At 41.9% G+C, this 7,306-nt stretch carries 10 protein-coding genes and 1 pseudogene; 7 read left to right on the top strand and 4 right to left on the bottom strand.

Annotated features, from left to right (window positions below; translation table 11 throughout):
• Window positions 1-265: pseudogene (locus AC1DIV_RS26475) on the bottom strand (DUF1641 domain-containing protein); the annotation flags it as partial.
• A 321-nt stretch (window positions 266-586) separates the two neighbouring features.
• On the opposite strand from AC1DIV_RS26475, the gene AC1DIV_RS26470 reads away from it, so the two are divergent.
• Window positions 587-757 carry a hypothetical protein gene (locus AC1DIV_RS26470; protein ID WP_153246157.1) on the top strand — a complete coding sequence of 57 codons (171 nt, stop codon included), beginning with the start codon at window positions 587-589 and terminating at the stop codon, window positions 755-757.
• 62 nt (window positions 758-819) lie between these two features.
• Window positions 820-975 (top strand): hypothetical protein, encoded by a 156-nt coding sequence (locus AC1DIV_RS26465; protein ID WP_477577739.1) that lies wholly within the window; start codon window positions 820-822, stop codon window positions 973-975.
• A 218-nt stretch (window positions 976-1,193) separates the two neighbouring features.
• On the opposite strand, the gene AC1DIV_RS26460 is transcribed toward AC1DIV_RS26465, so the two are convergent.
• A complete protein-coding gene (locus tag AC1DIV_RS26460; RefSeq protein WP_048687521.1) occupies window positions 1,194-1,778 on the bottom strand; it encodes a DJ-1/PfpI family protein in 585 nt (194 codons plus the stop codon).
• 149 nt (window positions 1,779-1,927) lie between these two features.
• On the opposite strand from AC1DIV_RS26460, the gene AC1DIV_RS26455 reads away from it, so the two are divergent.
• The 3 genes from AC1DIV_RS26455 (at window position 1,928) to AC1DIV_RS26445 (ending at window position 3,307) form a co-directional block, all read left to right on the top strand.
• Window positions 1,928-2,173: an Lrp/AsnC family transcriptional regulator gene (locus tag AC1DIV_RS26455; RefSeq protein WP_477577737.1), complete on the top strand. Its 246-nt coding sequence runs from the start codon at window positions 1,928-1,930 to the stop codon at window positions 2,171-2,173.
• Window positions 2,146-2,358 carry an Lrp/AsnC ligand binding domain-containing protein gene (locus tag AC1DIV_RS26450; RefSeq protein WP_477577735.1) on the top strand — a complete coding sequence of 71 codons (213 nt, stop codon included), beginning with the start codon at window positions 2,146-2,148 and terminating at the stop codon, window positions 2,356-2,358. Before AC1DIV_RS26455 ends, AC1DIV_RS26450 begins: the two co-directional genes overlap by 28 nt.
• Window positions 2,359-2,476: 118 nt before the next feature.
• On the top strand, window positions 2,477-3,307 hold the full coding sequence (locus AC1DIV_RS26445; protein ID WP_340877563.1) for an STAS domain-containing protein: 831 nt from the start codon (window positions 2,477-2,479) through the stop codon (window positions 3,305-3,307).
• A 204-nt stretch (window positions 3,308-3,511) separates the two neighbouring features.
• Here AC1DIV_RS26445 and AC1DIV_RS26440 read toward each other — a convergent pair whose 3' ends face one another.
• Window positions 3,512-4,036 (bottom strand): GNAT family N-acetyltransferase, encoded by a 525-nt coding sequence (locus AC1DIV_RS26440; protein WP_251544187.1) that lies wholly within the window; start codon window positions 4,034-4,036, stop codon window positions 3,512-3,514.
• Window positions 4,037-4,194: 158 nt separating this feature from the next.
• Between AC1DIV_RS26440 and AC1DIV_RS26435 the strand changes: the two genes are divergently transcribed.
• Window positions 4,195-4,341: a hypothetical protein gene (locus AC1DIV_RS26435; protein ID WP_100298038.1), complete on the top strand. Its 147-nt coding sequence runs from the start codon at window positions 4,195-4,197 to the stop codon at window positions 4,339-4,341.
• Window positions 4,342-4,458: 117 nt separating this feature from the next.
• Window positions 4,459-5,424: a quinone oxidoreductase family protein gene (locus tag AC1DIV_RS26430; RefSeq protein WP_477577733.1), complete on the top strand. Its 966-nt coding sequence runs from the start codon at window positions 4,459-4,461 to the stop codon at window positions 5,422-5,424.
• 373 nt (window positions 5,425-5,797) lie between these two features.
• Here the strand turns inward: AC1DIV_RS26430 and AC1DIV_RS26425 are convergent, their stop codons facing one another.
• Window positions 5,798-7,186, bottom strand: coding sequence for a hypothetical protein (locus AC1DIV_RS26425; protein ID WP_477577731.1), 1,389 nt, complete (start codon window positions 7,184-7,186; stop codon window positions 5,798-5,800).
• Window positions 7,187-7,306: the final 120 nt, after the last annotated feature.

The following is a 7,306-nucleotide window of genomic DNA, read 5'->3' as shown; positions in this document are numbered from 1 at the left end:
CTTTCACTGAATGGACCACAGGTGTCGCGATCTCCGAAATGGCGCTGACCGTATCATTTTTCAACACATCATCAGTCGCAACCGATTGAGCGAAATCATAAGACTTTGTTAAAATATTCACTAACTCAGTTAGTTTTGGTAACTGCTCGACTAAAGTGTTCAATGATTCCTGAACCTCAGGCTTTAATAATTGGTCCAGTACATCTAATTGTTTTTGGCGGGCATTAAGTTGTTCAGTTTGTGATTGGGTAATCGTTTCTGACATATCCAATTCTCCTTTGCAATAAGCATTTTGTTGATGTAATAAGAAAAACTTGTAAAATATTACACAATGTGAGACAAGAAAAAATACTAACAAAAATGTAATAAAAGCTAAACTATAGTATATCCCTTTAGTGGCTTGAAAACAGCTGATTTTTTAAAAAAGATTCATAAAATCATCTTTTCCTGCTTATTTGAAGTACAGATTTTAATGAAAGTTACCTGTTTTTACCTAAAGTGCACTTTAAGAGGGTGTCTGCCATCGACGCCTGTCATACATATTTCCATCTTGATTTGCCATCCTAAATGATGGAGGTGAATAAATGTGACTGATTCAGAATCTAAACTTACAGAAGAGAATAATGATAAGAAGCTTCATAAACTGGTTGGCAGTATGGAATATACTAAAGCGCAACTAATGGAAGGTATGAATGGAATTTCTGAAGTTTACCTCAAAAACAGCGAGGAAGGCACATCGGAAACACCTGATAAATAATATTGTTGTGTAAGCATACTTAAAATAACAGGAACAACTGGCTTAAGGAAAACATCCAAAGCGTGGAAGATAAATTCGCCAATGGCGAACTGGATAGTCGCGATGTCATTCGCCAGTATGGTGTCATCATCGATTATGCAACGAATAAAGCCCTGCCGGAATCAACAAAACAGTTCCGTGCATCCATGAAAACCCGTTCATTGGCTTATTGGAAATAACGTGAAACAGGTTCCGAATTCACTCGGAACCCCAGACTGCAGATCAAACTCGAAGAATAGTGAGTTTGGTCTGCATTTTTTAGTTGAAAAACGTTCCAGATGATTGGAATGGAAGGTTCTAGACTCCTGCGGCAAAGCGCGTCTAGAGGAAGGCCCCACGACCGCCTCTGGATAAGTGAGTGCCTGGAGCGGAAATCAATATCCCTATCGTGTCATTCTTAATGGAAGCCCATCAATTCCTTCACATGTTCACAATTAGCTTGTGAAGTGAGCATTTCCAAGAGCGTAAAGGCAACATCGAAAGCTGTGGATGGATTGTATGATGTAATGATATTGTCCGTGACGACAATCGGTTCGTTCACGACAATCGCCCCAAAATCTTTTAGCTGCCCCTGTCTCTTACTGGTTGGATGGTTGTATGTTGTGGCTTTTCTTCCATTCAATATCCCGCTTTTTCCTAGTGGGAGGGAGCCTACACAAATGGTGGCGATGATTTTGTTCTTATTATGAAAATGCTTGATTACATCAAGAAACCTCTGATCATAGGCATCTTCATAGAAACCGGCTTCTTCAAAGCCTCCTGGAATGGCCAAAGCATCGTAGTCATCAAGGTTCACTTGATCGAGGGTAAGTTCGGGCTGCACGATGAAATTCCAGGTGCATTTCAATCGTTCGTGAAGTCCCACCGTAACCAGGTCAGTGGTGCCATCACCCTCTAATTTATTCCACCCCAATACATCTGTAAACACACTTGCTTCAACCGCTTCGAATCCATTGGATAGCAGCATCAATACTTTTTTCATAACAGCATCCCCTTATTTATATTTGAATTAATTATATAAAAAGCAAATTCCCTAATACATACGATTAATTACGTATTCATCACATTTCTTTTTATTTTATAATGTATTTGAAAGGATTCTGTTAATAATAAAAAGTGGGGGCGATTGAGTTGGATCGAACGGATAAAAAAATACTTTCCTTGCTGGAGAATAATGGGCGCATGTCCATGAAAGAACTGGCACAAGAAGTGTCCTTAACGGCTCCAGCAACGAAAGAACGTGTGAATAAATTAGAGGAAAGCGGAGTGATAAAGGGATATAAAACGGAAATATCACTTGAAAAACTTGATAGGAGCATTACGGCATTCATATTATTCGAAACGGATAGATGCAAAGATTTTTATCAATTTGCTTGAGCCATCCGGATGTTCTGGAATGCCACCGGTTAGCCGGTCAATACAGTTATCTTATTAAAATAAGTACATATTCGATGGAAACGCTGGAAGACTTCGTCGATGAAGCCATTAAATACGGGAAATCTTCCACCCATCTGATCTTTTCTTCCGCATCGAAAAATGTTTTTTCAGGAGAGGAGATTTAACCGGCTTCAACACCTTCTATTTAATATATGAGCGATTAGCAGGAAATAACTCCACGCATATAGAAAGTAAATAGTAACAAAAATCACAGTTGGATGTTCAAAAAGGGAGTGGAGAAGAGTGAGTTTTGTTTATGATGAAGATAAAATAATGGAATTCCTTTTGCAGAATAAAAGTGAGTTTGAAGAATATCTTTTATCAGCAGCGGTCAATGTCAGGGATAAAATCGAAGAAATCCTTCTGATTGGAAATGTCGATCTTTTGAATAATGCACATAAGCTTGTCCGTTATATAGTGGAGCAGAATGAAACGGATTTGATTGCCTTTGCCGAACAAGAGGGAGTTACGTGGGCAACCCACTCCTTGACGCTTTCATTCAAGCTGGAATGGATTCAGGCCCTTCGCAGAACGCTTTGGACCTTTCTTTATAAGTTCGAACAAGAAAAGAAAGCGTTTATTGAGGATTCCAAGGTCTTTTTTGATTTAGAGAAAATAGTGAATGAAAAGGTTGATGAATTTCTTAAATCCTTTTTCGTCAGTTACTCCGATTACAAAGACAAATTGATTCTCGCTCAGCAAAACTTGGTGGAAAATCTATCCGTCCCGATCATTCCCGTCACTTCCACCACCTGTGTCCTTCCGTTAATTGGGACAATCGATTATTCACGAATACAGATAATCGAAGAAAAAGTATTGATGGAGATAGGTAAACTGCGGATACAGACCTTGATCTTGGATTTATCCGGTATCATCGAAATCGAAGTTGAAATGATCAATGATTTGATGAAAATCCTCGATGGAACGGCAATGATGGGGTGTAAAGCTGTGGTGACTGGATTACGCCCAGAGGTTGTTACGAAAATGATCCGTTCAGGGATTCAGCTCGATAATAAAGCAGAAACAAAGGGTACGCTGCAGCAGGCCTTGAAGGATTATCTTGCAATCACCTAAATCGTGAAGTGGGAGTCGCCATGTTTTGGTGACTTTTTTTTGTAGGTAATTTGGAATATAAAGGAAGATTATTTACGATTTTATCCTGTCAAAATAAGTAAATGGAATGGGGGAAGGATGCTCCGGACAGAACCGAATCTTGGTAAATTCGCACCCTTTCCGCCGACTGTCGCGAATTTCTTCAGGTGCAACCTTCCAAAGGTTTCACTTCAGCAAGGAATAGACATATGTATCATGAGGAATCCCGTTTTGGTAAATATAACTCCTTAATACTCCTTCCTGGATGAAACCCAGCTTAAGCAAGAGCTCACTTGATGGCTGATTTTCCAGAAAAACGACCGCGCCGATACGGGTTAAATCAAGGTCGGTGAAACCGTAGGCGATTGCTTCCTTAAGCGCTTCTGACGCAAATCCTTTGCGCCAATGTGCTGGATGGATTTCATAACCGATTTCCGCCCGCCTGTATTTGGGACTGTGGGCATGAAAACCGATGGTGCCAATCAATTCCTGTGTATCTTTTCTTTCAATTCCCCATCGAACGGCTCGTTTTTCATGATAGTTTTTCGCAAAGGCTGCTACAATATCCTTGGCCTGTTCGACATTCTCCAATGAATCCTGTCCATAAAAGCGGGTGACTTCATCTTTTGATAAGCATTGGAAAAGAGCTTCCGCATCACTTTCACGAATTTCCCGTAAGCGTAACCTTTCCGTGTTCAATTCAGGAAACATTTTTTTCCCTCCTCATAAATCAGTTTTCTATCTATTCGGTCCCCACAAAGGTTTTTCCTTTATTATGAAGTGCTTATTTTGCCGGTATTTTCGGTGGTAATCGGACAAGCTAACATTAGTTCAATTTAAAAAAACATTGGATGAAGGGGAGATAGATCATGGGAAAAAAACATCGCAACCGCATCGCTTCACCAAAAAAGAATAACCATATACCGAAAGCGGATATCATTGCAGAACATGAAGCACACGGTAAGGAATATTCTGCAAATAAACGAAAGAACGGTCCTGGTTCCAATACAGATTGAGTAAACGTAGTGACCGCTCCTGCCTTTAATGGGCAGGGCGGTCTTTTGTGTTTCTTGCCATCAAAGGGTCCATCCTATATCTTAAAGAATGAAGAAGCATTGAAGGGAGTTAGGATGATGAAAGCACTTGTCTTTGATGATTTCGGCGGTCCGGAAGTTCTGTCTGTAAAGGAAATTGCAGAACCTGAACGTTCAAAATCAGCCGTGATCGTTCGAATGAAAGCAATTGGATTGAATTTTGCTGATGTATATAGAAGGAAAGGGAATTATCATTTGGTGGGTGATCCCCCCTTCATTTTAGGGTATGAAGGGGCAGGGGTCATCGAATATGCCGGGGAAGATGTCCATCATGTGAAAGCAGGAGATCGTGTCGGGTTCGCTGATGTTCCCAATGCCAATGCGGAGCTGGTTTCAGTTCCAGCTGATAAGCTGTTGCCGCTGCCTGAGGGCATTTCCTTTGAAACGGCCGCTTCCGTTTTACTTCAAGGATTGACTGCCCAATATTTAACCCATGACAGCCATCCGGTTAAAGAAGGGGAAACCATTCTGGTCCATGCTGCTGCAGGCGGAGTCGGTCAATTACTGACACAGATGATCAGGATGAAGGGCGGTCAGGTCATTGGCTTGACCTCATCGAATGATAAAGCGGCTGTTGCCAAACAAATGGGTGCGGATCATGTTTTCCTTTACGGATCGGACTGGGTGGAGTCCATTAAGGATGTCACTGGCGGTAATGGCGTTGATGTCGTTTATGAATCAGTGGGCCAAACCTTAATGGATAGTTTTCGTGCGACCAAGACTGGAGGAACTGTCGTATTCTTTGGGATGGCAGGCGGTGATCCTGAGAAAATCGATCCCAGGATGTTAATGGATACATCCAAGGCATTAATAGGCGGAGACCTATGGAACGTCCTGACTACCCATGAAGAACGGACAAGAAGAACAGCAGAGCTGTTCCAATGGATTCTGTCAGGGGAAATCCACATCAAAGAACCGACTCTTTTTTCGTTGGAAAATGGGGCGGATGCACATCGACTTCTTGAAAGCCGGAAAAGTTCGGGGAAACTATTATTAATACCATAGCAAATCATGAGGGCTTTCCATTCTAAATGGGGGCCTGTTTCTTTTTGTCTGCCGAGATTCAACCCCTTATTCATACTGATGATTAAAACCTTTTTAAGTTCCTTTATATAAACCCATGCTTAGACCCTTGGAATAACTCCATAATAAATGCCCCTGCCCTTACAGGTGTTATGGCCTGCCGTCAAAACAACTTGCTGCCCAAGTCCCTTTATCCACAAGGGCCATATGCAACACACGAATTCAGAGGAGAAATCCACAGTGCGCCAATCACCAAACCACAATCGTCATTCTGCAATTCACAGTCGGCATTTGTTACAAGCAAAAAAAGAGAACGGATCCGTTCTCTTGGAAAACATATTAAAACCGTGTGATTTTAAGAGGAAATGGAGAGAACATCGAGACGCTCCTTTTGGATCGCGAAATAGGATTGGAGGGTTTCCTTTTTCTTTGTGAGAGGGAAGTTCCTGACGTCCGGTGCCACTGCATGATTGCCGAATTGGAGAAGCAAGGTCAACAGCCTGTCCAACTGGCCATATGTATCGTTTCTTATTCGGGCCATATATTCGGCCGCGACCTGTTTATCTTTGGTACTTTTCCTTTTTCCTTCCGCCCGGAATTCATCGGTCACTGTCTTTACACGGGAAATGAGCCATGTTTCGCACCAGTCGTTCAGCACATGGCGGATGAAGTCCGCTTGATGGTATTTACGGAGAATGGGCTCGATATGTTCATCCATTTCCAAATCATTCACTTCCCGGCGGAGAGCTTTCTCGGAGATGTTTCTATGAAAATGGTCGCGTTCAAGCAGGCTTTTGATGGATTCTGCCTGGTGGGCATACTTGACCATTTGTTCCAATGCTTCATTGTACATGATTTTGCTTAAATAAGCAGAGGCTTGTTTTGGGGCATGAAGCAACTGCTTATTGGCGGGTAGAGCCTGGCCAAATTTCTTAAGGGAATGAGAATAGATGAAACGGGCTAACTTCTGCAGTTCCTTTTGGATATCATGGGAGATGTTCGTCGCTTCTTGCAGAAATGAACGGAAAATATATTTGCCGACCCGTTCCAATTCCCTGCATACAGAATCATTGATATGCCCAAGGTAGCCAGAGTTAAAAATCGTTCTCCGCAACAATGTCCGTTCCGCCCTATTTTCCTTATACTCCTCCAAGACGCCTTCGGTAAAGGTGAATACCAGAACTTCTTTTTTTGAAAAAGCCCTGCTCGCAAAAGAAATCTTTACGATCTGGCCTAAAGCGTCATGGATTGCAGCGACTGCATCCAATAAGCGCTTCCTTGTGAATGGTGAGCTGGAATCAGGAACGATTTCATGATAATCGAACAGTACTTCTTCAGACTTCAAAACGGACATTCGAAAGGCACCCATAAGCAGCAGCCGTTTTCCATGAATCGTTAAGGCTTTGAAAGCAGCGCTATAAAAGAAACGGTACTTTTTGCAATAACGGTCCGTGTTCCTGTTATAGCCAAGATTACTTGCAGGACCAAGGTTAAACTTGTACAAAACATCATCACCTTGATGAACAGGCACAAACACTTTTTTTAGTGATCCTTTTGGTGCGGTGAATTTATGGATGATCTGCCTTAAGTACTTTTCTGTCGTTCCGACTCCCCGGGTCATCATATGAGGCGGGCTCTGAATGACCCCATCCCAATCACTGTGGAGCAAGGCGTACAAACACGTATCGAATTCAGTGGAGGATACATTTCTTAATAGGTATTGGTATGTTTCTTCATAAATCATAAGGATTCGCCCCCTTTGCCATCGATTCTTTTCTAGAGTCTATATAAACATTGAATCGGAAAAAGTAGCATCGTTGGAGCAAATAGTTTTTGACGTAATTTCGCTAGATTCAAAAAATAG

The organism is Peribacillus sp. 05N428 (assembly GCF_056397085.1).
This window is presented reverse-complemented; position numbering and strand designations above follow the sequence as displayed.